The sequence below is a fragment of the Parabacteroides caecihominis genome (assembly GCF_023656785.1).
Taxonomy (GTDB): domain Bacteria; phylum Bacteroidota; class Bacteroidia; order Bacteroidales; family Tannerellaceae; genus Parabacteroides; species Parabacteroides segnis.
Map to the genome: position 1 here is coordinate 65,985 of NZ_JAMOKS010000019.1, position 23,342 is coordinate 89,326.

17 protein-coding genes are annotated in these 23,342 nt (G+C 44.5%); 5 read left to right on the top strand and 12 right to left on the bottom strand.

The annotated features are described in order from the left end of the window. The first annotated feature begins 62 nt into the window (after window positions 1–62). The 5 genes from NBH14_RS16870 (at window position 63) to NBH14_RS16890 (ending at window position 4,846) form a co-directional block, all read left to right on the top strand. Window positions 63–1,208, top strand: a complete 1,146-nt coding sequence (locus NBH14_RS16870; protein WP_186960229.1) for a Rid family hydrolase — start codon at window positions 63–65, stop codon at window positions 1,206–1,208. Window positions 1,209–1,350: 142 nt separating this feature from the next. Next, window positions 1,351–2,043 carry a hemerythrin domain-containing protein gene (locus NBH14_RS16875; protein WP_186960230.1) on the top strand — a complete coding sequence of 231 codons (693 nt, stop codon included), beginning with the start codon at window positions 1,351–1,353 and terminating at the stop codon, window positions 2,041–2,043. 6 nt (window positions 2,044–2,049) lie between these two features. Further along, a complete protein-coding gene (locus NBH14_RS16880) occupies window positions 2,050–2,664 on the top strand; it encodes a LuxR C-terminal-related transcriptional regulator (protein WP_186960231.1) in 615 nt (204 codons plus the stop codon). A gap of 151 nt (window positions 2,665–2,815) precedes the next feature. Beyond that, window positions 2,816–3,382: a DUF3575 domain-containing protein gene (locus tag NBH14_RS16885; protein ID WP_186960232.1), complete on the top strand. Its 567-nt coding sequence runs from the start codon at window positions 2,816–2,818 to the stop codon at window positions 3,380–3,382. Window positions 3,383–3,397: 15 nt separating this feature from the next. Further along, entirely contained in the window at window positions 3,398–4,846 is a 1,449-nt protein-coding gene (locus tag NBH14_RS16890; RefSeq protein ID WP_186960233.1) for a DUF3868 domain-containing protein, read from the top strand. A gap of 78 nt (window positions 4,847–4,924) precedes the next feature. Here the strand turns inward: NBH14_RS16890 and NBH14_RS16895 are convergent, their stop codons facing one another. The 12 genes from NBH14_RS16895 to NBH14_RS16950 form a co-directional block, all read right to left on the bottom strand. Further along, the gene (locus tag NBH14_RS16895) at window positions 4,925–5,992 is read right to left on the bottom strand and encodes an NAD(P)H-dependent flavin oxidoreductase (protein ID WP_128133838.1); all 1,068 of its coding nucleotides are present in this window, start codon (window positions 5,990–5,992) and stop codon (window positions 4,925–4,927) included. Between the two features lie 142 nt (window positions 5,993–6,134). After that, the gene (locus tag NBH14_RS16900; protein ID WP_128133837.1) at window positions 6,135–6,953 is read right to left on the bottom strand and encodes a phosphate ABC transporter substrate-binding protein; all 819 of its coding nucleotides are present in this window, start codon (window positions 6,951–6,953) and stop codon (window positions 6,135–6,137) included. Window positions 6,954–7,128: 175 nt separating this feature from the next. Further along, the gene (locus tag NBH14_RS16905) at window positions 7,129–8,415 is read right to left on the bottom strand and encodes a putative porin (RefSeq protein ID WP_186960234.1); all 1,287 of its coding nucleotides are present in this window, start codon (window positions 8,413–8,415) and stop codon (window positions 7,129–7,131) included. Between the two features lie 152 nt (window positions 8,416–8,567). Next, entirely contained in the window at window positions 8,568–10,484 is a 1,917-nt protein-coding gene (locus NBH14_RS16910) for a beta-N-acetylhexosaminidase (RefSeq protein WP_186960235.1), read from the bottom strand. Between the two features lie 45 nt (window positions 10,485–10,529). Next, window positions 10,530–12,413 (bottom strand): alpha-L-fucosidase, encoded by a 1,884-nt coding sequence (locus tag NBH14_RS16915; protein ID WP_186960236.1) that lies wholly within the window; start codon window positions 12,411–12,413, stop codon window positions 10,530–10,532. 24 nt (window positions 12,414–12,437) lie between these two features. After that, window positions 12,438–13,937: a hypothetical protein gene (locus NBH14_RS16920; RefSeq protein WP_186960237.1), complete on the bottom strand. Its 1,500-nt coding sequence runs from the start codon at window positions 13,935–13,937 to the stop codon at window positions 12,438–12,440. Window positions 13,938–13,967: 30 nt separating this feature from the next. Continuing rightward, complete coding sequence (locus tag NBH14_RS16925) at window positions 13,968–15,137, bottom strand: DUF4934 domain-containing protein (protein ID WP_186960238.1); 1,170 nt, start codon at window positions 15,135–15,137, stop codon at window positions 13,968–13,970. A gap of 73 nt (window positions 15,138–15,210) precedes the next feature. Next, window positions 15,211–16,392, bottom strand: coding sequence for a DUF4934 domain-containing protein (locus tag NBH14_RS16930; RefSeq protein ID WP_186960239.1), 1,182 nt, complete (start codon window positions 16,390–16,392; stop codon window positions 15,211–15,213). Between the two features lie 155 nt (window positions 16,393–16,547). After that, window positions 16,548–17,315 (bottom strand): DNA-binding domain-containing protein, encoded by a 768-nt coding sequence (locus NBH14_RS16935; RefSeq protein WP_186960240.1) that lies wholly within the window; start codon window positions 17,313–17,315, stop codon window positions 16,548–16,550. A gap of 58 nt (window positions 17,316–17,373) precedes the next feature. Then, the gene (locus tag NBH14_RS16940) at window positions 17,374–18,237 is read right to left on the bottom strand and encodes a T9SS type A sorting domain-containing protein (protein ID WP_186960241.1); all 864 of its coding nucleotides are present in this window, start codon (window positions 18,235–18,237) and stop codon (window positions 17,374–17,376) included. A gap of 91 nt (window positions 18,238–18,328) precedes the next feature. Beyond that, window positions 18,329–19,993, bottom strand: coding sequence for a RagB/SusD family nutrient uptake outer membrane protein (locus NBH14_RS16945; protein ID WP_186960242.1), 1,665 nt, complete (start codon window positions 19,991–19,993; stop codon window positions 18,329–18,331). Window positions 19,994–20,006: 13 nt separating this feature from the next. Further along, entirely contained in the window at window positions 20,007–23,084 is a 3,078-nt protein-coding gene (locus NBH14_RS16950; RefSeq protein ID WP_186960243.1) for a SusC/RagA family TonB-linked outer membrane protein, read from the bottom strand. Between the last annotated feature and the right edge of the window lie 258 nt (window positions 23,085–23,342).

A 23,342-nucleotide genomic window follows, 5' to 3' on the forward strand; every position in this document is an offset into this window, starting at 1 on the left:
AATTTGGGTTCATACTGATATGCTGTATCTTTGGGAAAAGAAACAAAACATATCAGGATACCATGAATCTAATTTCCAAACAATACGATAAGACAGAGGTACAAATCACCTCATTCGAGACTAAAAAGGGTATTACAGAATATCATCTTCTCTTCCAGCAAACAGATTGCATGGAAGATTACCCTACCCAACTACAGAATCTTCTGCAAGCCTATACGCAATGTGTAGAAGAACTTCCCGGAAACCCGACAGCCGTATTCCGCCGCTACTTCCTGAGCGATGTCACCAACCAGACAGCATCGCTGATGGAACAGGACCGCAGTAACCCGTATTGCGCTTTGTCCATCGTACAACAGGCACCGATGAACGGTACTAAAATAGCTCTTTGGGCATGGCTTCAGACCGGAGTACAGACGCAGGTTCTTCCCAGTAACCTGTTTGAAGCACGTCATGGCAACTACCGCCAACTATTCGGGGCTAACCTGTGCAACCGTGCTGCCAATTCGGAGTATCAGACACGACTCATCTTCCGCGATTATATCATGCAGCTGACGGCCGCCAACTGCACGTTGGCAAACAACTGTATCCGCACCTGGATATTTGTTCAGAACGTAGACGTGAATTATCCGGGAGTCGTCAAAGCCCGCAAAGATGTATTTGCAACACAGAACCTGACGGAAAACACTCATTTTATTGCCAGTACCGGCATTGAGGGACGCTATCAGGATACCAATGTTTTCGTGACAATGGACACGTATGCCGTATCGGGTATCGGACAGGAACAGATTCAATATCTCTATGCCCCCGACCACCTGAGCCGGACGTATGAATATGGCGTGACTTTTGAAAGGGGAACAGCCATCACATATGGCGACCGCCGCCATGTATTCGTTTCAGGTACCGCCAGCATCGACCGGTATGGTGAGATCGTACATCCGGGAGATGTCATCAAGCAATCGGAACGTATGATTGAAAACATCACCGCCTTGCTGAATGAAGCCGGAGCCGACCTGAACGACATCATGCAAGCTATCGTCTATATCCGTGACACCGGTGATTTCGCCCGCATTGAACAATACATGAAAGCGAATCATCCCAATATGCCTTACCTGATTGTCCGTGCCCCGGTATGCCGTTCCGGCTGGTTGGTCGAAATCGAATGCCTGGCCGTCGTTGCCGTAGACGAACCGGAGTATCCGCCGCTGTAATCAGTTATAATTGCTACAACGGTTCCTTATGGAAAGCAAACGTCCTCAACAAACGTGAAAGATTAATAACGTTCAAAGTCATTCAGAGAAAAAGGAGTACCTTTGGTGAATTAATAACACCAAAACAAGAAAGAAACAGCCTATGTATAAAAATGGGAAATACCGGGAAACCGACAAAATGAGCGACCTTATCTGCGAGAACTATCCGATGGTTCTTGTGATGAGCCGCTTTGGTATTGCCTTGGGATTCGGAGAAAAGAATATCGGAGAAGTATGCCGCCAGAACGGAGTAGACGCCTGTACTTTCCTGACAGTCGTCAATTTCCTGACGGAAGAGATTTCCGCTCCCGTCACCAACGTAAGCAATTGCCTCTCCATTGAAGCATTAATTACCTATCTGCATAACGCACACGATTATTTCCTGAATTTCCGTCTGCCGCATCTGAGAAGAAAACTTCTGGAAGCCATCGCAGAATGCCCGCAGGACGTAGCATTCGTCATCCAGCGCTTCTTCGATGAATATGCCGAGGAAGTCAATAAACACATGTCATACGAAGAAAAAGTCGTTTTCCCGTATGTCCGCGGCTTGCTGGAAGGGAAGAAAGACCCGAAATACAATATTTCAATCTTCCGCAAACGGCACGACCAGATAGAGATGAAGATTATCGAACTGAAGAATATCCTCATCAAATATTATCCGGGCCCCGGAAGCAACCTGCTGAACAGCGTGCTGTTCGACATCTTCGCAACGGAACAGGACCTTGCCTCCCACAACCATGTGGAAGACTACCTTTTCATGCCTGCTATACTTGCTTTAGAAAAAACAATAAAATGATGCCCCATGAGCACCAATCTGAAAATCGTTATTGCTGAGCCTTCCGCCATTGTCCGCTACGGGCTGGAGACCATGTTGAAACGTCTCCCCGGCCTGCGTATCCAGGTATCAGAAATAGCGACGATCGAATCGCTTACGGAGGACCTCCGGGCACACCAGCCGGACGTCCTCATCATCAACCCTTCCATCCCGGGTTACTTCACTATCCCTCATCTGAAGGAGATGACAGGCTGCCCGGATATGAAATGCCTGGCCCTGCTCTATTCCGTAGCCGAACATGCCGTTATCCGGTATTATGACGACCAAATCAGCATATTCGACAGTGCAGACGAAATGAAGCTCAAACTGGAGCGTCTGCATGCCAAAGGCAAAGACGGCGAAGGGGATGGCGATGAACAACAAACATTGAGTACCCGCGAAAAGGAAATCGTTGTCTGTGTCGTCAAAGGAATGACCAACCGCGAAATAGCCGACCGTCTCTTCCTTTCCACCCATACAGTCATTACACACCGGAGAAATATCGCCCGCAAATTGCAGGTACATAGTGCAAGCGCATTGACTGTATATGCCATTGTCAATAAGCTGGTAGAGCTGAGCGATATTCAAAAGCCACGGGAATAATCCGGTTCATACCGTATTAACATAACAAATACAAAAACCATCGTTTTTCTTATAATTAATCATAACCTTTCACCCTTTTTATCAAACAAACCAAACAATCACCGGAACCGCCCTGTTAAGAAGGAAGAGTATAACTAATATTGAATATCACATGAAGAAATTCTTTTTAATAGGGGCAACGTTATTATTTTCCCTCTATGCTAGTGCACAGCATGTCGCATTAAAAAATAATATCGTCTATGATGCCACTGCCACTCCAAACCTCGGTCTGGAAGTGGGATTAGGGAAAAAGGTTACAATGGACCTTTCTGCGGGTTATAACCCATTCGAGTTCAATAACGACAAACAAGCCAAACACTGGCTGGCCCATGCAGGCGTGCGCTTCTGGACCTGCGAGAAGTTCAACGGTACATTTATCGGTGTACACGCCTTGGGCGGACAGTACGACGTGGCCGGCTTCAAGCTGCCGTTCGACATGTTCAAAAAACTGCGCGACCATCGCTACGACGGTTATATGTATGGCGGCGGTATCAGTATCGGACATCAATGGATTCTGAGCAAACGCTGGGGTATTGAAGGCGAGATAGGTGCCGGTTATGCCCGTATGCACTACGACGAATACGCCAAAGGCAAAGACATGCCCAAACTACGCACCGGCAACCACAACTATTGGGGTGTAACAAAAGCCTCCATCTCATTTATCTATTTTATCCACTAAAAACGAACAAACAAAATGAAGAAGTTATTCTATATAGCAACCGTTTTATTATGCTCCGCCTATGGGAGCATACAGGCGCAGGTTGTCAGTCCCGACGGCATAGCATACAGCGACCTGCAAGTAAAAAAAGAGGGAAGCCAGGTGAGCCTGTCTACAACAGCCAACCTCAACAACATGCAACTGAAATCGCAGAACATGGTCATCATAACCCCGGTACTCCAATCGGCGGACAAGGCGCACACTATCAAATTCGACCCGTTCGTGATTACCGGAAAGAAACGTATGAAAGCACTCGACCGTGAGATGGGCTTCGGCGCAGAACCGTTCGAACAGACTCCGACAGTCATCTTCCGCCACAAAAAGAACGAGGCGGAATCTATCCCGATGACGCTGACCGTACCGTACGAAAGCTGGATGCGTAACGCCTCACTGGTCATGCAGGCCAATACGACCGGATGCGCTTCATGCGACGTAGCAAGCAATATCACTCCGCTGTCATCCCGTATCCTGCCGCCGGTTGTCGCACCGACCTACGAGCTGAGTTATGTGACACCTCCCGCAGAGCCGGTAAAACAACGTAGCGAAACGCACTCGGCCTACCTCAACTTCGAAGTGGGTAAGTCTGTCCTGCTGCATGACTTCAAAAACAATGCCGCCGAACTGAAAGAGGTAAGCAAGATCGTTAGCGAAGTACGCAACGACAAGAACCTGAAGTTTACGGAATTCAATATCACCGGATATGCTTCACCGGAAGGGGGCTACGATTATAATATGAAACTGTCGGAAAGCCGCGCCAAAGCATTCGCCGCTTATATGAAGGATAAGGAAGACATGCCGGCCTCCCTGATGAAGGTGAACTGGGAAGGTGAAGACTGGATAGGCTTACGCAACGCAGTCAAGGCATCCAACCTGTCCAACCGCGATGAAATCCTTAAAGTATTGGAAGTGTCCGATATCAATAAACGCAAAGCGCAACTGAAAGCGCTGAACGGCGGCAAGACTTACCGTATGTTACTGGATGATTATTATCCTGCCCTGCGCCGTATAGACTATACGCTGGCTTACATCGCCCGTCCGTTCGATGTGAACGAAGCCAAACAGGTGATCAAAACGAAACCGCAGTACCTGAGCCTGAACGAGATGTTCGTGGTAGCCAACACCTATCCGAAAGACAGCCCTGAATTCAAGGAAGTATTCGACATTGCCGTACGCCTCTACCCGACCGACCCGGTGGCACAACAGAACACAGCCGCCCTCGAGATAGAACGTGGAGCTGACGATGCAGGTATTGCCCGTCTGCAAAAAATCAATACACCGGAAGCATGGAACAACCTCGGTGTAGCTTACGCCAAGAAGAAAGAGTATCAGCAGGCGCTCGACTATTTCGGCAAAGCTGCCAACGCAGGCGTTAAGGCTGCCGCCCAGAACCGGGATGAACTGAGCAAATGGCTGGATGAACAATAAACATCAAAGATAACAAAGAAAGCCCCGATAGGCATCATGCTTACCGGGGCTTTTTGTATTCATATAAGTAGACAAAATTTATTCTTTTGCTTTCCACTCACTAATGAGTTCGTTGATTGTCTCCTTCACCGACATGATACGGCTGGTCCTCCAGGCATTGCTTCCGGCAAAGGCATATCCGTTTTCAAAGTTTCCTTTGAAAGCATTATACAGCGCCGTAACGATGCAGTATGGACTCTTCGAAATATCACACGTCTTGATGCAGTTGAACGGGCACGCTTTCGGTTGCTTGATGCCGGCCTTCACCTTCTCGAGGAAGTTGCAATGGATGGCACGCCCCGGCATTCCGACAGGACTCTTGATAATCTCGATGTCCTTTTCTTCCGCCTTGATATAGCTTTCTTTGAAAGCATCGCTGGCGTCGCACTCGGTAGTAGTGACGAAACGGGTTCCTAATTGAACGCCCGACGCTCCAAGGTCCATCACGCGTTTGATATCTTCACCCGTATAAATGCCTCCTGCTGCAATTACCGGGATTCTCTTGTTGTATTTCTGTTCGAAAACAGATACTTCCTGCACAACCTGCGGAAGTAATTCTTCCAGTGAGAAATGTTCGTCTTCCAACTGGTTTTCCTTATAACCGAGGTGACCGCCGGCCTTAGGGCCTTCCAGTACAACGGCATCGGGAAGATAGTCGTAGTTGTTCTTCCATTTCTCGCAGATGATACGTACGGCACGGGCGCTTGATACGATGGGCACCAGCTTCGTCACGCTGTCTTTCTTGAGGAACGACGGCAGGTCGAGCGGCAGTCCGGCACCGCTGAAGATGATATCTACCTTCTCGGCGATACTCGTCTTCACCAGTTCTGCGAAATCGGAAAGAGCCACCATTACGTTTACACCGATGATACCTTTTGCCTTTTCACGGGCTTTACGGATTTCTTCGGCCAGGCCCAGATTGCCTGCTTCTGTGTAATTGGGTGATAGCTTTTTATATAAAAGTCCGAGACCGGCGGCGGAGATAACGCCAATCCCACCTTCATTTGCTACGGCTGAGGCTAAGCCGGATAGAGAAATGCCTACGCCCATCCCACCTTGGATGATTGGGAAGCGAGGTTTCAAATCTCCGATTGTTAATGTCTTCATGAAATGTTTATATAGTTTATAAATGCGAGGCAAAGGTAGCACAATAAACCAAATGATGTGCAAAAAGGACCAACAATATTGCACAGGTGTAATACTTTTGTGCAACATTATCGGTCCATGGGAAAAAACGGGAGTTATTATCTTATTTTACGGGGATATATCCTACTTTTTTAACAGTCTCCTGGCCTTCGGCAGAGAGTACATAGTCGATGAAAGGTTTTACCCTACCTTCACTCTTTGCTTCATAGTAATAGAACAAAGGACGGACAATCGGATAAGTCTTATTTTTCGCATTGGCAAATGAAGGTTCAACGAAACTTTTGCCGGCATCATAAGACACATGCAGCGCCTTGACATCTTTGTTTACATAGGCCAGGCCGACGTAACCGATAGCGCCTTTTGTCTGGCTGACCGACTGGATAATGGCTCCGGTTGCAGGCATACTCAGGATACCGTTCATATAGTTCTTATTTTTCAATACGCTTTCCTTGAAGAACTCGTATGTACCGGATGAAGTCTCGCGCGAATAGGCTACAATCTTCATATCGGCTCCGCCTACTTCCTTCCAGTTCTTGATTTTTCCGGTGAAGATACCTTCCAGTTGTTCGCGGGTCAGGTTATCCACCTTATTGGAAGGGTGAATCACCACAGCCAGAGCGTCGTAGGCAATAACCACTTCCTTTGCATTCTTCTTTGCTTCCTGCAAACGGACTTTCTCGTCGAATTTCATTTTACGGGAAGACATGGCGATATCGGTTGTTCCTTCCATCAGGGCGGAGATGCCGACACCGGAACCACCGCCTGTCACAGTCACTTTGGTTCCTTTATTCTTATTCATAAAGTTTTCAGCTTCTGTCTGGCTGACCGGCAAACAGGTATCACTTCCTTTAATTTTCTGTGCAAATACATTCGTTGCAAACAAACAGGCTGCCATAGCTGCCAAAAGAATTGTCTTTTTCATTACTCTTATTTGAATTAATTTCCTGATGCAAAGGAACAACACAAGTATTTCAACTACATGAAACAGATATTACATTTCTATGAATAAAAAGGATACATGCTATACAAAAAAAGGGTGCATGCTCTTCGGGAAAAGCATGCACTCTTTTCAAAAAATGCCTGTCGGCTGTTTATTGTCAGAATTTGTATTGTAAACGAACCGTCAGCACATTATCCTTACGGTCTTTCTCATATCCTTTTACGAAGTCGCTCTTTTCATTGAAGTTGAATTCGTAGTAAGCCTGGACACGGATATGTTTGTTGAAACGGTATAAACCGCCGATACCGAATGTGCTTTGGGCCAAATCTGTTTTAGAAGTAAATGAGTTATCCGCACCTATCTCGTTTCCTTTCAGTTTCGTATTCGGGTCGTATACATCATATTTAAGTACGGCAGAGAATGGGGAAGTCCCGATGTCCTGTACCAGGTAGAAGAAATAACCGATAAAAGGACGTTTAAACAAGGCATTTTCGGGAAGATTCTCCGGACGTGTTCCGGTATTCGGACTTTTGCTGCTGGAGGCAATTCCCGGCTGTGTGCCTAAAAGACCTTCGGCACGTAAAGAGGTTGTTCCCCATGAACTCAAGAAACTGAACTGGGCATCCATACCGATATATTCACGTTTCATATACGTTCCGGTTTCACCTTTATCAACTTCGATAAAACGCTTGCCATCCATCTCATAGGCAGTTGTAGTCGGGTTGTAGACGCCGCCATTGTAATAAGAAATACCTGCTCCCCATTTACCCCAGTTGCCGATTTCCTTGTCAGCACCCAGACGGCCGATAAAGTCTTTGCGGTTATCGGTTTCGCGGTTGATACTGTTTCCGGCAAACAGACCGGCATCCAGACGGAGGAAAGCGAGAGGACTTTCTTTTTTGGTCCGCAACGTCAGCATAGCACCCAGGTCACGTTCGTCCGGGAAAAAATACTGGATAATCGTTGCACGTTCAGGCGATTCCAGGCCACTGGTAGAGTAACCTATCTCATGTCCGAAAGGACGGTTGAAGACACCGGCCATCAACTGGCTGCGTTTCGTCCAGGGGTCTTTGATACCGATATAAAGGTCACGGAAGCTGACGCCTTTGTCGTTGGCCTCAATCTGTACCGCTCCGGTTCCGATGCCGTCGTTATATTCAAACTTCAGTCGTCCGCGGCGGATACCGATACGGTTAAAACCTTTATCCTCATGTTCGTTCTTATCGCCGACTTTCAGGGTTGCATCCTCCTGTCCGTACTGAAATTGACCCTGGATATAGGCAGAAACTTTAAATTTACTTAGTTTCTGCACTATTTTATCCAGCGTTGCTGTCTCTTCCGCAAGCGAATCGATGCGGGCATCTATTTGTTCCGTGTTCTGAGCTTCCGCGAGAAAGGGAAGCAGCGCCAACAGGACAAGCGCCATTAATTTTGTTATCTTCATTCCTAACTTTGTTGGTTGCGGTGAAAAATATGTTACATCACTGTTTCCGGCAGCAAAGAAACAGCTTTTCTGTTTCACACATATTTCAACCTTATTACAAAGATAAAACCAAGTTGTTACAAATATGTTACAAATAACTCGTTAAAAGACTGTTACTCAACAGTCAGATTCCCGTGACCGGTTCTTTTGTCGGACTCGGCACGCTTTGCCAGTTCCTTTGTTGTCAGGGTGATTACCTTGCCGACCGGTTTACCGTCGCGATAGGTCACGATACGCAACCAGGTTGCATTTTTCGGTATGCTCAACGGCTCGGTATATTTCGGAGTATGGCTATCCGGATCTGTATTATCGAATGTATAGTAGATATCCGTACCGGCAATCTCACTGCCCAGTTCCACCTGCAAAACGCCATCCTGCAAGTACGGGCTCACAATTGCATTGTACATACTGCGGGCATAGTTTATATCTGCCTGATCGGCACGGACAAAATGTTTTTCGACACGCGGCCAGAATTTCTCCCAATCCGTTTTAGCCGGCCCGCTCCATAATACTTCCGACAAGGCCCATCCGCGCGGCCAGGTCATGTATTCGACATGACGGAAAGTAGGAAGCGATTCAGCCCACAGGTTTCCTTGTCCGCCCAGCACCATTTCGGCCGGAACGCCTTCCGGTACGGGATTGAAACTGTATGAATCTTTCAGACGGCACATAGAATAGGTATCCGGTTCAACAGAAGGTTCCCCTTGCCATAAATCCAGGTAACAATGTTCCGTCGGAGTCATAATCACATGATGGCCGGCTTTAGCCGCTTTGATACCGCCTTCCATACCACGCCAGCTCATTACGTTCGCATCGGGAGCCAGACCGCCTTCCAGGATTTCATCCCAGCCGACCAGTTTCTTTCCTTTCGACTTCAGCAAATCGCCCATCCGGTGGATGAAATAACTTTGCAGTTCTTCTTCATTCTTCAGGTTCTCTGCCTTCATGCGGGCCTGGCAACGAGGACATTTATGCCAGAAGCCTTTAAAACATTCGTCACCTCCGATATGTACATATTCATCCGGGAAAAGGGCGGCAACTTCCGTCAGTACCTTATCCATGAACTCGAATGTATAATCCTTTCCGATACAAAGGGTATTTTCATCTTCTCCGTAGAACTTATTTCCGACATTCACGGCATCCGGAGCTTTCATACAGGACAGTTCCGGATAAGCGACCAACGCTGCGACGCTATGTCCGGGCACGTCTATTTCAGGAATAACACGTACATAACGTTTTGCTGCATAGGCCAGCACTTCTTTCACATCTTCCTGGGTGTAGAAACCGCCATAAGTAGTTTCCTCTCCCGGTTGCTGACGTTCACGCTGCCACCATTGGCCCACACGGGGAGCACGCCAGGCACCAACTTCCGTCAGTTTCGGCAAGGACTTTATTTCCAGGCGCCATCCCTGGTCGTCCGTCAGGTGCCAGTGGAAGACATTCATCTTGTATTCGGCCAGTTCATCAATATACTTCAAAACTTCTTCCTTGGTAAACCAGTGGCGGCTAACATCGAGCATCAACCCGCGCCAGGGGAACTGGGGTTTGTCAGTGATTTCAGCACAAGGAATAGTCCATTTCTTATCTTTAGGCTGCACAGTCTTGCTTTTAATCTCCGCCGGAAACATCTGTAACAGTGTTTGTACACCATAAAAGATACCCGCAGGCTTATTGGCTGTAATAAGGATATCCGAATGTTTCACTTTCAGCTGATAACCTTCATCCCCTAAAGACGCATCCTCCACCAGCTTGAATTCTATTTTCCCATGCTTTTCTACCGAAAGTTCAAATCCTGTAGCAGGTGAAATTTTCTCATTCAAATATTCGGCAATTCCCACCAATGCCTGATTCGACTGATCGAGCGTAATCGCAGCATTACGGGTAAGCGTAAAAGAATCAGAGTTTACTTTCATTTCCTGCGGAACAGGAATCAAGGCAAGCGTATCACGCTCACTTACAGACTGACGGGAACAAGAAATACTTATACAGACTATTCCCGTCATTAAAAATGCATGTAATGACTTCTTCATTCTATTTCAAACATATTTACAATTAGTGCCCGAAGATAAGAATAGTTATTCAATTACCACATCTAATTCTGCACATTCAATCGTAGGAGCGTCATTTACAACACTTCTCGCCGAAAGTTTTACATAACGCGCTTGCACCGATTCAAAAGAAACTGTCTGCAAAACAGGGTTGTTTTGAATATTCGAGAACTCGCCTTCTTTCACAGCCTGCCACTCTTTTCCATCCTCCGATACTTCAAACTTATATTCGAATATCAACCCATCCGAGCCTATTTCGGTATTGGGCAAATATTGAAAACCTTTTACCCCCAACTTATTCGTCAAATCGACAACAATCGAACGTTCAGCCTGGCGATAAACCGTCTGGTAATTTCCATCCAATAAATAATCGCTTGGAGTAATCCCTTTCGACAAGACCTTCCATTCTGATTTTTCCTGTCCCGAATGAAGAGTAGCCTGTTCCTCCGAAGTTTTTATATTCTTTTCTTCTCCCCGATAAATTTCGACGTTCGATAATAAGGGGCAAGCCTTTGCATCATTAATCGTGAAACGAAGTTTTTGTGTTTCCACTGTTGGGAAACGCAAGATTCGCTTATATCCGATTGTCGAGCCTGTCGCCACAACCTGCCATTCATCACCGACAAAGGCTTCCAAAGTAAACGCTTTTACACGCTGTCCCAAGCGAATATATTCCTGCACCAGGAATTGATTGATCGCGGTAGGAACTTTAAAATCAAACTCCACAGAAGCAGAAGTCACCTCGTCATCCGTTGCCCAATAAGAATCTTTGTTTCCATCGATTAAATGAGCAGCAGCAAAATCTTTCCCCCTCACATTCGAAGCCCTGACCTCTGCTTGTAGTGCTAAGTTTTCTTTGAAGTTATTCTGTAAGATCTTTGCAACTTCCATTAGGACGGCAGAATCGGTCGGGTGAACCAACCCACGTTTGTCGATCGGAATATTCAAATTCCAAGTAGCATTACGACCGACCGAATGATAATACACATCAAGTAACTGATCGACAGTCTTCACCTGTTCATCCTGATCTTCATGATAGAACCACCCCGGACGAATAGAGACATTCACTTCTGCCGGTACCCAGTACGAACCATCTTCATGTCCATTCTGCAATTGCTGATAATGAGGCCATCCCGGCCAGACTTCTTCTCTTCGAAGCGTACTCCAATTTGTCTCGCCTACCCATCCGGCCTCGTTTCCACACCAACGGACATCAGGACCTGCATCACTAAAAATTACAGCATCCGGCTGTAATTTTTTTACCAATTGATTGGTACCGGGCCAGTCATAATAGGTCTTACGATCTACGCTACGTGTTTCATCCGCCCCGCCATAATAACCGGAACCGCCATTTGCACCATCAAACCAAACTTCAAAAATATCTCCGTAATTCGTCAACAGCTCATTCAGTTGATTTCTGAAATAGGTGATATAAGCTTCCGTTCCATATTCTTTATGATTTCTATCCCAAGGAGAAAGGTAAATACCCAACTTCAATCCATATTCTTTACAGGCGTCAGCCAGTTCACGCACTAAATCCCCATTACCATTCCTCCACGGAGATTGTTTCACACCATAATCCGTATAAGCCGAAGGCCACAAACAAAAACCATCATGATGTTTTGCCGTCAGAATAACCCCCTTCATTCCAGCGTCCTTAAATAACCGACACCACTGCCTGCAATCCAGTTCCGACGGATTAAATAATTGGGGATCTTTATCACCATATCCCCATTCCATATCGGTAAACGTATTCATACTGAAATGAATAAAAGCATAACGCTCCAGTTCCTGCCATTTAAGTTGGGCTTCCGTCGGAACTGGTCCGTATGCCTCCGGCGCTTTCGGCTGCTCACAACCTGTTAAATTAAATAATGCGATCAAAACCAATAATAAACAATCTTTTTTCATCTTCCCTTTCTTTTATTAATCTGCTTATTCTACCATAAATAAAGCTCCGCTTCCTCCCTGCAAATCCACTTGAAAATAGGTCGTATCATCTTCTTTGCCTATAGCCTCCAGTGATTCTTTTTTTCCTGTCTCCGGATTAATCCAATAACAGTTTGTGGCACCGGCTTCAGCTAAGTCTATACCCAACCGGACACGCTGTGTCAAAGGAGCAGCCTCTTCCTCCAACTTCGAAGCATACCCGTTGGTGACCATGAAAAACGTCTTTTCGCCTTCCTTGAAGAAGCCCGGGTCACCCTGCTCTTCCTTCGGTATGACATCAAAGAAACCTACATACAAATCGGCACCTTCCTCCAGCTCCGATACGATCCTGCCCTCAGCCTTTTTCAAGAACGAAGCCTCCGGATTAAGAACGGAAATCATCCCCGGTTTGCCTTCCGTATATTTGGTGGTACCCGGCACATAACAGACATCGGTTGTTTTCAAACGCACCAAATAATCGCCAATATACAGGCTCTCGCGATTGCAACGGTTCACCCAATCCATGTGTTTGGTCGGATGCCCGGGCATCCCCTGTTCCAGCAATAGCGACCAGTCGGTCGGTGCCGTTTGTCCTCCATAACCATCCCCTTGTAAGAAACGGAACCAGTTCAGCCACTTCCCGCCGAACGTCCAGGTCATATAATAATACAGGCGCAATTGCGATTCAGTCAGTTTGTAGGTGCCTTCGTTTACAAATCCCAGCGAATATTGTCCAAACGCCATATAATCTTTCTTGTTGCCTTCCCATCCGCCTAACGCCAGATCGCGGTATTCGGCCAGATGCCCGGCCATGTCTTTGGCTCCTATATAATTATCCTTATCCCATGTATGGAAATAATACCAATCGTAGGTCAACAAATCCGGCTTGGCAAGTTTGATGTAAGTAAGCATGTCTGTCCGGCTCCACTGCCCGGCGAATTGATTGTTATGCAACAAGGCGTCCGGATACAAACAGCGCGCCACGTCATACCACTTTTTCAGTATCTTCGCCACGTCAAACGAGTAGTTTTCTTCGTCACCGAAACAGATCGTAGTAAGCTTGTCCAGGTACTTCAACTGATCTTCCGAAAGGAACCCGTTCTTCTCTTCATAATCCGTCGGTTCTTTCTTCAACTGATCGGCATGGGGTGCTTTGGCTATTGCCCACTGGCTATCGGGAAATTCCTTGAAATAAGAGGTATTAATCAAGGGCGGTCCGTAAAAAGTAGGCCCAGTAAACCCCGTCAGCTTCCAATCCGGAATCGACAGGTTATAGGCTGGCTGCCCGGCTTTTCCACCCAATTCATAATTATCGGTAGCCACCCAACACTGCAACTGCAACCCATGTTTGATCAACATACGGTTTGCACGATATGGTTCCGGTTCAACCACTTCTATTCCCGGTTCATCCGGTTCGTCCGTTCCCGGTTCCTCTTTTATCGGATCGTTATCGTCCGAACAAGACAGCATGAACAATGCTGCCAGTAACATCCAATGTTTCTTCATACACTTTCTATTTGATTACTGAATATGTTTTTATTTTAAATAATGAATTAACAAAAACGGATTACCCTCCTCATCTATCGAATCAAACTTTTCCTGTAACCGCTTGACCTGTTCCGGGTACTTCGCCTCAAAATCATCATATTCATTCCGCCCCATCCAAAGATCTTTCAAATACCAGGCGAGTACCAACGAATATATAGCCGTAGCGTCCATCCCGATCACCTCACCGAAACTGATCAAATACTCATCCGTATACATATCCAAAGAAACGACACGGCTTTTACCCTCCTTTTTGTCGTAAACGCCCATGACCTGTTGCCCGTCAAGGATGAAAGGAGCCAACAAGTAATGTTCCGTTTCCTGAAACCCTCTGAAACCAACCACATATTTACAAACCGGATTACTCCTCCGCAGTTCTTCGTATGGTTGAGCTTCTTTGGCATCTTCGGGCCAACTCCTGTCGCCCAAATCAAACCGATATTTAGGGAAGAAACTGCCATCCGCTTCATCCATTTGATAAACCGTATAATCCAATGTTTTTGTATAATAAAAATCCGATTGAAAGGAAGAAAACGGATACCGGCTACCCAAGTCGAAACTATTCCATGAGGCGGGAATCGTGAAAGCCTTCTGCTTCGTCTCCATCTTTTCAGACAGAACCCACACGTTATACGGATTTTCACAATCCTGGATATAATTTCCCATATACCCGACATAACGATCCTTGAACTTTGTAAGCCGGGTAAAAGCCTTAGGGGTACCGATCACTTTCCGAAGCTGTTTGCCATCCAAATCAAACTTCATGATTTTCCGGTCGATCCGTGTAACCACATTCAAACTGGCATCTGTCGGATCGATATATAAATCAGCCAATTGCAAATACTCATCCGGTCCTTGCCCATACTTTGAAATCTTATTTATATACTTTCCGGAAAGATCATAAATATAGACAGTGCGTGTCTTATTCGCATCCATCAAATAAATCCGGTCTTTATATCTGACAATCCTGTCTATATCCCCGAAAAGAGCCTCCTCACTATCCAGCCGGACAATCTCCAATCGATCCAATACGCCCCAGTCATGAATACTGGAAAGCTGGTTGCAATCGAGAGCTATAACAGGCAGGTCGGCCTTTTCTTTTTTATGGCTGCACCCCCCCAGTATGCAGAGCACCAAACCTAATACAAGACTTTTTCTCATGACGAACTACTGAAATGCTCTATATGTTGAAAAAACTTCATCCCTGTATTCCTTCCATTTTTATAATTCTCGTTCACTTAAAAAGTTTCCCATAATCCAACACCCCTATCACCGGATTACTATCCTCTGTCAACCGACCATATAATTCATGGAACTCTGGATGGTTATTGTCTTTTAAATCCTCTTTGATAAATTCCATAACTTCCACTGAAAGACAACGGATCAAAGATGTATTAGTCGTTGAGGTAGCTCCAAAAGAGAACGTAGATAAAATAGTAGCTTTCTCCGGCCGTAGCATGCGTTTTTCACCTTGTTCCCAATCTACAAACAAGGTCATATCTTTACTTGGATATTCCAAACACCAATAACGGTCGGTTGCATATAATTCTTGTACCCCCATAGAATATCCATCCTCACGTGCCAAACGAATCCCGACAGCTGTCGCACAATCGTGTGGCGTTTTCTCCATCAATGCCTCTGCCGTAATATGTTTTAGGCCCCCTTCAACAAGGAAAGCCGGTTGCAAACGGTTTTCTTTCCATTGATATATCGTGTCAGAATTCATGGCCAACGCAAGAGAACTTGCTCCCGCATTATGTGCCAACAACATGGAATTGCTGCACCCGTCCTCGCCTAATATCCGGAACGGAATCTGATAAGAGATTAAAGAAAAATCCGACTCGTCATAAGCGGCATAATTGTATTTTTCTTGTTTTGAATTAGAAGATAATAACAGGACAGTCTCGCCATTATTCACCGTAACGACTCCCGTACAAACCAAATCGAACTCAAAACGGATCTGGTCTATAAACTTATTATCCAATGTATACCGGAACACTCTGTTACTAGTCAAATCCAATATACCAATATGCCCTTTCGACTCATTCACATAAAACTTGTTCGCATGTGAATATTCTTCCGGTCCTGGTCCTTGTGTTCCTATTCTTCCTACATATTTTCCGTCTGTGTCAAATACCCACAATTTATCTTTATCATCCAGTATAAATATTCTTTCTTCTGTCACTTCTACTCCTACCACATTACCGACCAGACAACTGTCAGTTGTCTCTAACGGTACAAAATGATGAGCATGCACAAAATCTTTATAAGCGATTGCATGCTCATCAAAATCGTTTACATGGATCTCTTCTATCGATACATTCGTATCCAAATCTTTATTTTTCTGTTGACAAGCCCCCAATCCCAACAATAAAAACAAGAAAAACACACGCAGACTAATTATAAATGTATTCATGGCATTCAATTATTATAAGAAATCACATAGTCAACTAAATTCGTTAAACTACAAGTCACACTCCACGTTACCGTCAACCGAACAGACGTACGCCTGTCGATCAAACAGAAGCGCCTCTGTCAGTCGAACAGGTGTACGTCTGTCGATCGAACAAATTATTCGATTTCCGGACGGTCGCTACCTCCAGCGTTGCCAATGCGCAAAGCATGCTCGTATTCAATCACACGCGGAGACTTCAATAAGGTATTGCTATTGGAATACTGCGTGACAATACGGAGCGTATACGTGCCTTCGGCCAATTCTGCCGGCACACGGGCAATCACCGTCTTCGGATCATTCTGTGTCAAGCGACGGGTCACAGCCGTCTCCACGCCTTTCGAATCGATAAAGAATACACCGACACCTTCAACTTCTCCAGCAACCCGGATCTTTTCGCCGGAGATCAAGATATCGTCGCCCGGTGTCATCGAACCGTCGGTCAAACCGGTAGCCGTATCAGTCACCAAACCGATACGCGCGGTACTGTCTTTCACGCCCAGCACTTCCAAGCCAACTACCGAAAGAGCTTTCCGCAGCTCGGCAGAAGGACTTATACTGACTGAAACCTTATGTTTCTCAGGATTATACTTCTCAGTAGAACTATTCCATACTCCCCCCACACTCGGTGAATAGAGGGCAACCCCGGTCAACACGCTGGTGCCGTTTTGTAACAATTCGCGGATAATGCGGTCGTGCTGGTTGAAGACAGACAATAAAGTATCATACTTTATCTCAGAACCTTCCTCGATAATCTGTTTCGCGATGTCTTCGTTGCGTGATGTTTTCCCTACAGTAGATACTTCTGCTGTGTAATCGTTCTCTACGTCTTTGGTAAGCAGGTTTAAATTCAACCATACTTTCCAAAATTTTGTGAATGCACTCATGATATTATAAATTTAAGACACAGCGACGGAGCTGTGTCTGATTATTTCTTTAATGTAACTAATTTATAAGGATCTTTCGAGTTTGAATATTTTTCTCATCCAAATATAACTTCAACACATATATTCCTTTGGAAAGATTTTCAAAGTTTAAAACTCCGGCTTTAGATTCAACCATACCTTTTCGCATTAAAGAGCCTCTTGCCTGGTCGTACAACTCATACTTTACCGGAGCGGAAAGTGTTGTTTCTTGATCAACATTCAGCATAAAGCTATTGGATGAGGTTCGGGAGAGTTGGAATTCGTTAGTCTGAGGTATATTTGATATGCTTACATTATTTCTTAAAGCAAGAATCCATACCTGCGATTGAACATTGGCTTGAATATATTCATAAGAAGAGGTATTTTCTTTGGTTGTATATACCACTTTGGAAGTTCCTTGCCCTGACACGATCTTCAATCCATCAGACACAAGCCAAGTTATTGATACGTCTTCCTTTGGAAGATTTAATACTTCAACTGTTTCCTCCTGCCCATAAAACAAAAGTGTACTAGTATTTGTCAAATAGGGATCGGATATTTCAACAGTTTTTGAAATACCCCCGACACTAATCTTGCATGTTCCAGCCTTTAAAAAGTGACCTTTGAATTTATTTTTAACAAAAGGAACTTCTTGCATAACATGAAAATCACCTGACCATTCCCCCATTGAAACTACAGGGCAATAATATGAGGGACCGTTTTTATTTATCAATTCTATATCACAAAAATCCAATGTACTAATGTGGGAAGGATCTGAAATGCCTTTACAATATACAATAATTTGCAAATCGTCTTCATAACCATAATATTGTGCATTAACTGCCTGCGCCATAAAAAATAGGCAATAGGATAAAAAAGGAAGTATAAATTTTATATTTTTCATGTTCGTGAGTTTTTAAGTTGAAATTATTAGATTTAATAGAAGTGTATCAAAACCCCATAAACGGAATTTTGATACACTGTTTTGAGTTTATTTACCAACCTGTCGGCTGATCAATATTCGGATTAGCCGTTTCCTCTGCTTGAGGGATAGGCCATGCATTGTATTTCGGAAATGTGCAAGCACGATTTTCAACCTGAACATACGTATTGGTTGTCGGATTCCAAGCACCCAAAGCTGCTCCATTCATGGTTTCATTACCAATGCCCCAACGACGGATATCGAAGTAACGTTTACCTTCGAAAGCAAGCTCAACACGACGTTCGCGACGATACAGTTCACGTACCTTTTCCTGAGTATTATAAACCGCTTTGTTCATATTCGGCATACCAGCGCGGTTACGAATCATGTTGATGTATTTTTCAACATCCGGATTCTGCCAATCGCCTGTTTCTACCAAACACTCTACATAGCTCAACAATACTTCAGCATAACGATACAGCGGGAAATACAAGCTACCGCTACCGCTGGCTCTGTCTTGTTCGTCCAAGAATTTCTTAGCCCAGTAACCGGTACGAGAAGCCCCCACTTTACCTACCTGGTCGGCACCACCGTCTTTGAATGGCTCATATACATAATTTAGGAAAGAGGTATTATCACCCGGCATCACTACTGTTGCATACAGACGCGGGTCGCGTGCTACCTCTAATGGGTTCTTTTCCAATTTTTCCCGTTCTGCAGCAGGCAGGTTTTTCAAAGCGACACCATCTGCGGTTTCATATTCATCCACCAACGATCTCAAAACACTGGCAGCCCCTTGTCCGCTCAGGCTCTGCGGAGCATTACGGAACCAAGCTTCCGAACAACCACTACCTATATACATGATACGTTCTTTATTATCCTGACCTTTATAACGGAACATATCGCGATAGTGCTTACCCGGATCATCATCCGTTTCTTCGCTGTAATACAAAGAAAAATTATTATCCGAATTATCAATAATCGCCTTAGCAGCGGCCTTGGCTACATCATAGCGTTTGAACTGTAAATTCACATCCATTTTCAATACCAATGCATATGCTTTACACATACGATCGCGACGGTCTCTATCCCACACAAACGGGAAAACTTTCCCCTCAGGATCCTGGATAGCAATCACCGCATCCAATTCGCTATTGATAAAGTCTAAACATTCATCAATCGTATTGCGGCTTTTATAAATTTCATCGCCATTCAACACTTTATCCTGAATTGGAATACCATCGTTCATTCCATAATACATCAACAACTGGATATGATACCAGGCACGCCAAACACGCACATCGGCAATCATTCTCTCCCGCTCTTTTTCGTCTACAAAATAGGCAGCATCCACATGTTCCAAGAAACGGTTGCAACGACGTATACGCAAATAGTATTGCGTCCACAAATCATTCATATACCCACCCGTAGTGGTAGTAGCCGACCCATTTCCCAAGTTGGCAATTTCACCCTTGAAGTTACCCGACCAATACATATTGTCGGTAGCCCCTTCCAAGTGAACCAGCGAAAAATAGGGAGCATCGTAATGATAGGTACCTCGTGGCCAATATTTACATTGTCCAAATGCTGCATTACACTCATTAACCGTACCCCAAAAATCGTCATCGGTAATTGCAGTCGGATGGTCGCGTGTCAAGAAATCTTCGCATCCGCAAAACAAGATGGATGCAGAAAGCAAGGTCAAAACCTTTTTACTGAAAATATTTTTTAATTCCATGATACAATCTAGTTTAGAAATTCAAATTAACACCAAACGAGTAGGTCTTCACCAACGGATAAGAAGCCAACTGGCCTCTACTTTCCGGATCCACCAAGTCATCCTTCGCAAAAGTAAACGGATTCTGAGCATTCACATACAAACGGATACTGGAAACACCTAGCTTCTTTAATCCCAGTTGGTCGAACGTATACCCTAACTGGATATATTTCACACGGCAATAACCGGCATCGAAGAACCAGAAATCAGACTGGTATGCATTGTTCCCATACGTAGCATTCGGAGCCAAACGCGGATAACGTGCATCCGTATTGGTCGGTGTCCAATAATCGGTTTGTTCCTTCAAGGGTACCAAACCATCTCCCGTGATATCCAAACCAACCGAATAAGGTTGTGAATAATAAGCATCCACACCTGTCACACCCTGGAATAAAACTTCCAGATTCCACTTCTTCCAATCCAATGATATATTGGCAAAATAGTTCAACGAAGGCTGTTCGTCTCCACGAATCACACGGTCGTCAGCTGTAATCTTTCCATCCTTATTTTGGTCTATGTAATGGATATCACCAGGTTGCTGACCGTCCCAAATAACAACACCTTCTTTAGGAATCCACTTACCACCTGCATCTTTCGTAAAATCGCTTTCTTGCAACAAACCGGCAGTTGGATAAACCAGATAACTCTTCAAAGCATATCCTTTTTGATGAATAGTAATTTTATCATCATTATAATACGGTCCACCGAACAATTCTTCGATTTCATTCTCGTTGTGACTTAAACCGCCATGGATGTTAAAACCGAAATCTTTAGTCAATTGCTTACCGTAATTCAAGTCAATTTCCCAACCTTTATTTCTCAACTGACCGGAGTTCAAGAAAACTTTTTGAGTACCTCCGATGAAAGAAACAGGCGGTTCAAGAATCAAATCCTTGGTCAATTTGTTATAATAATCGATCGTGATATCCAAATCTTTGAACAAACGGATGTCCGCACCAACATTGAACATCTGAACCGTTTCCCAAGTCAGGTTCGGGTTACCGAATATCGTCTCATTACCGTTACCCGCATCAATCAAATTCTGATATTTATATAACTTATCAATGTTCTCATTACCCAAAGTACCAAAAGATCCTCTGATCTTAAAGTTGTTGACAAACTTCAGGTTGTTTTTCACGAAATTCTCTTCATGCAAGTTCCATCCCAAACCGATAGAGGGGAATACACCAAACTTGTGCCCTTTACCAAAGCGAGAAGAACCATCACGACGAACAGTACCTTCCACCAGATAACGGTCGTTGAATGTATAGTTGGCCTTCGCAAATATAGAAATCATGGACCATTGATCCCAGTTACCGCTATTGGTCAACTCCTGGTTGTAACCACCGATCGCGAACAAACGGTGTTTATCCTTTTCAAACGTATATTCAGCAGTTCCACCAATATAATAATAGCTAGTACGTCCTTGTCCAGCTTCATTGATAGCACCCCAAGTTTGCAAGAAACCGTCTGTTTCATAATCGAAGAAGTTGTAAGAACGTCTCTTACGATTGTTAGCCGTACTACTGATACGGTATGAATACTGTCCACGCAAAATCAATTTCGGGATCACTTCCCAACGGGGAGCCAAGTTGATACTGATATTGTCTTCCAAAGCTTTATATTCACCACCACGATCTAACATGGCGGCTGGGTTACGTTGTTCCGGACGGTTACCGTAATAAACGATATCACTACCTTCTTTCATCGGATATCTCCCCATGATTGTCGGCGGAGTCATGTAAGAATATCGTATAATTTCTGAGGTATAAGCCTCATCCCTATACATCGGTTCATACTTGTTGGTACGATACGAGTTAAAGTCCATATCAACAGAAAGATTATCCAATAAGTTGACAGTCGTGTTGGCACGGATGTTCAAACGGTCGAACTTAGACTTTTCCACCAAACCTTCGTTGTTCAAATAGTTTACGGTCAGCGCAAAACGAGCCAAGTTGCTACCACCGGAAATACCGACAGAGTGGCTATGGATCAAACCATTTTTAAAGATATAATCCATCCAGTCTGTATTCGGGTATTTGATCGGGTCAAGACCCTGACGAGTGGCATCGATCGCTTCCTGTGAATAAGTTGGGTCACCACCAATATTTTGATTGGCAATGTTTGACATTTCCATGAAAGTAGCGGCATCCACCATTTCCGGCAGATAAGTAGCCTGCTGAACACCAACATAACCATTGTAAGAAATATTCACCTTACCCGGCATACCACGTTTAGTTTTTACCACGATTACACCATTGGCTGCACGTGCACCATAAATAGCAGAAGCGGCAGCATCCTTCAATACGGTCACACTCTCAATTGTATTTGGATCCAACTGGTTCATATCCATCGGGATACCATCCACCAACACCAACGGATCGTTGTTGGTCAACAAAGAAGATATACCACGAATCTTGATAACAGCTGCATCGGCACCCGGTAGACCGGAACTTTGCGATACGTTCAAACCGGTAATACCTCCCTGCAAAGATTGTGATAAAGAAGTGATAGGTTTCGTCGCCATGTTCTTCGTAACGTCTAGTGTAGACACAGCGGAAACAGAGTTCATTCTCTTTTCCGACGAGAAACCGGTTACGATGATTTCATCAATTTCTTCCGAGTCGGAACTCAAAGAAACTGTCAAGTTACTGATAGCACGTGAAACGACATGTTCATAATCTTTAAAACCGATGTATTTGAATACCAATATGTCACCTCGTTTGGCTTTAATACTGAAATATCCATTAATGTCGGTCACCGTACCTATGGTTGTTCCTTTGATCACAACATTCACACCTGCCAATGGTACTGGTGGTTCTACATTTTCTACAACCTGTCCCTGGATAGTCCATTCCCTATCATCAGCGAGAAGATCTACCCCCGGCTGTTTAGCGGCATACTTTTCTACGACCAGATTGTCGTTTTCAGGTGAACCGGCAGCCCATAAACTGGGTCCTCCTCCCATCAAAGCACTGCTCAGCGAAACAAATAAAAGCGAACGCTTTAAAACTTTTTGATTAGATAACAGATAAAAACCTGTGTTCTTCATAATGTTATTATTAATAGTTGATTAAATTCATTTTCTGTTTGTAGCAAAGGGTCATAATTTATCTGATGATTAACAACTGTTCTTATAACCCTGTTTGAACTGTGATAATTTTTACTTTCTCCTAATAGCCCTCCTTTCTTTAATTTAGATTAACATTACTGAGGGCGAAATTACAGTTACCACAAAATTCAATAGGAGCAAATCAGATTTAACAGAAGATAATATTGTACTTGAAGGGAAAAAAATTGGTTTTTATAG

Excerpts from the sequence above, each read along its gene's own strand:
- NBH14_RS16870 (WP_186960229.1), top strand. The coding sequence starts at position 63 with ATGAATCTAATTTCCAAACAATACGATAAGACAGAGGTACAAATCACC.
- NBH14_RS16875 (WP_186960230.1), top strand. The coding sequence starts at position 1,351 with ATGTATAAAAATGGGAAATACCGGGAAACCGACAAAATGAGCGACCTT.
- NBH14_RS16880 (WP_186960231.1), top strand. The coding sequence starts at position 2,050 with ATGAGCACCAATCTGAAAATCGTTATTGCTGAGCCTTCCGCCATTGTC.
- NBH14_RS16885 (WP_186960232.1), top strand. The coding sequence starts at position 2,816 with ATGAAGAAATTCTTTTTAATAGGGGCAACGTTATTATTTTCCCTCTAT.
- NBH14_RS16890 (WP_186960233.1), top strand. The coding sequence starts at position 3,398 with ATGAAGAAGTTATTCTATATAGCAACCGTTTTATTATGCTCCGCCTAT.
- NBH14_RS16895 (WP_128133838.1), bottom strand. The coding sequence starts at position 5,992 with ATGAAGACATTAACAATCGGAGATTTGAAACCTCGCTTCCCAATCATC.
- NBH14_RS16900 (WP_128133837.1), bottom strand. The coding sequence starts at position 6,953 with ATGAAAAAGACAATTCTTTTGGCAGCTATGGCAGCCTGTTTGTTTGCA.
- NBH14_RS16905 (WP_186960234.1), bottom strand. The coding sequence starts at position 8,415 with ATGAAGATAACAAAATTAATGGCGCTTGTCCTGTTGGCGCTGCTTCCC.
- NBH14_RS16910 (WP_186960235.1), bottom strand. The coding sequence starts at position 10,484 with ATGAAGAAGTCATTACATGCATTTTTAATGACGGGAATAGTCTGTATA.
- NBH14_RS16915 (WP_186960236.1), bottom strand. The coding sequence starts at position 12,413 with ATGAAAAAAGATTGTTTATTATTGGTTTTGATCGCATTATTTAATTTA.
- NBH14_RS16920 (WP_186960237.1), bottom strand. The coding sequence starts at position 13,937 with ATGAAGAAACATTGGATGTTACTGGCAGCATTGTTCATGCTGTCTTGT.
- NBH14_RS16925 (WP_186960238.1), bottom strand. The coding sequence starts at position 15,137 with ATGAGAAAAAGTCTTGTATTAGGTTTGGTGCTCTGCATACTGGGGGGG.
- NBH14_RS16930 (WP_186960239.1), bottom strand. The coding sequence starts at position 16,392 with ATGAATACATTTATAATTAGTCTGCGTGTGTTTTTCTTGTTTTTATTG.
- NBH14_RS16935 (WP_186960240.1), bottom strand. The coding sequence starts at position 17,315 with ATGAGTGCATTCACAAAATTTTGGAAAGTATGGTTGAATTTAAACCTG.
- NBH14_RS16940 (WP_186960241.1), bottom strand. The coding sequence starts at position 18,237 with ATGAAAAATATAAAATTTATACTTCCTTTTTTATCCTATTGCCTATTT.
- NBH14_RS16945 (WP_186960242.1), bottom strand. The coding sequence starts at position 19,993 with ATGGAATTAAAAAATATTTTCAGTAAAAAGGTTTTGACCTTGCTTTCT.
- NBH14_RS16950 (WP_186960243.1), bottom strand. The coding sequence starts at position 23,084 with ATGAAGAACACAGGTTTTTATCTGTTATCTAATCAAAAAGTTTTAAAG.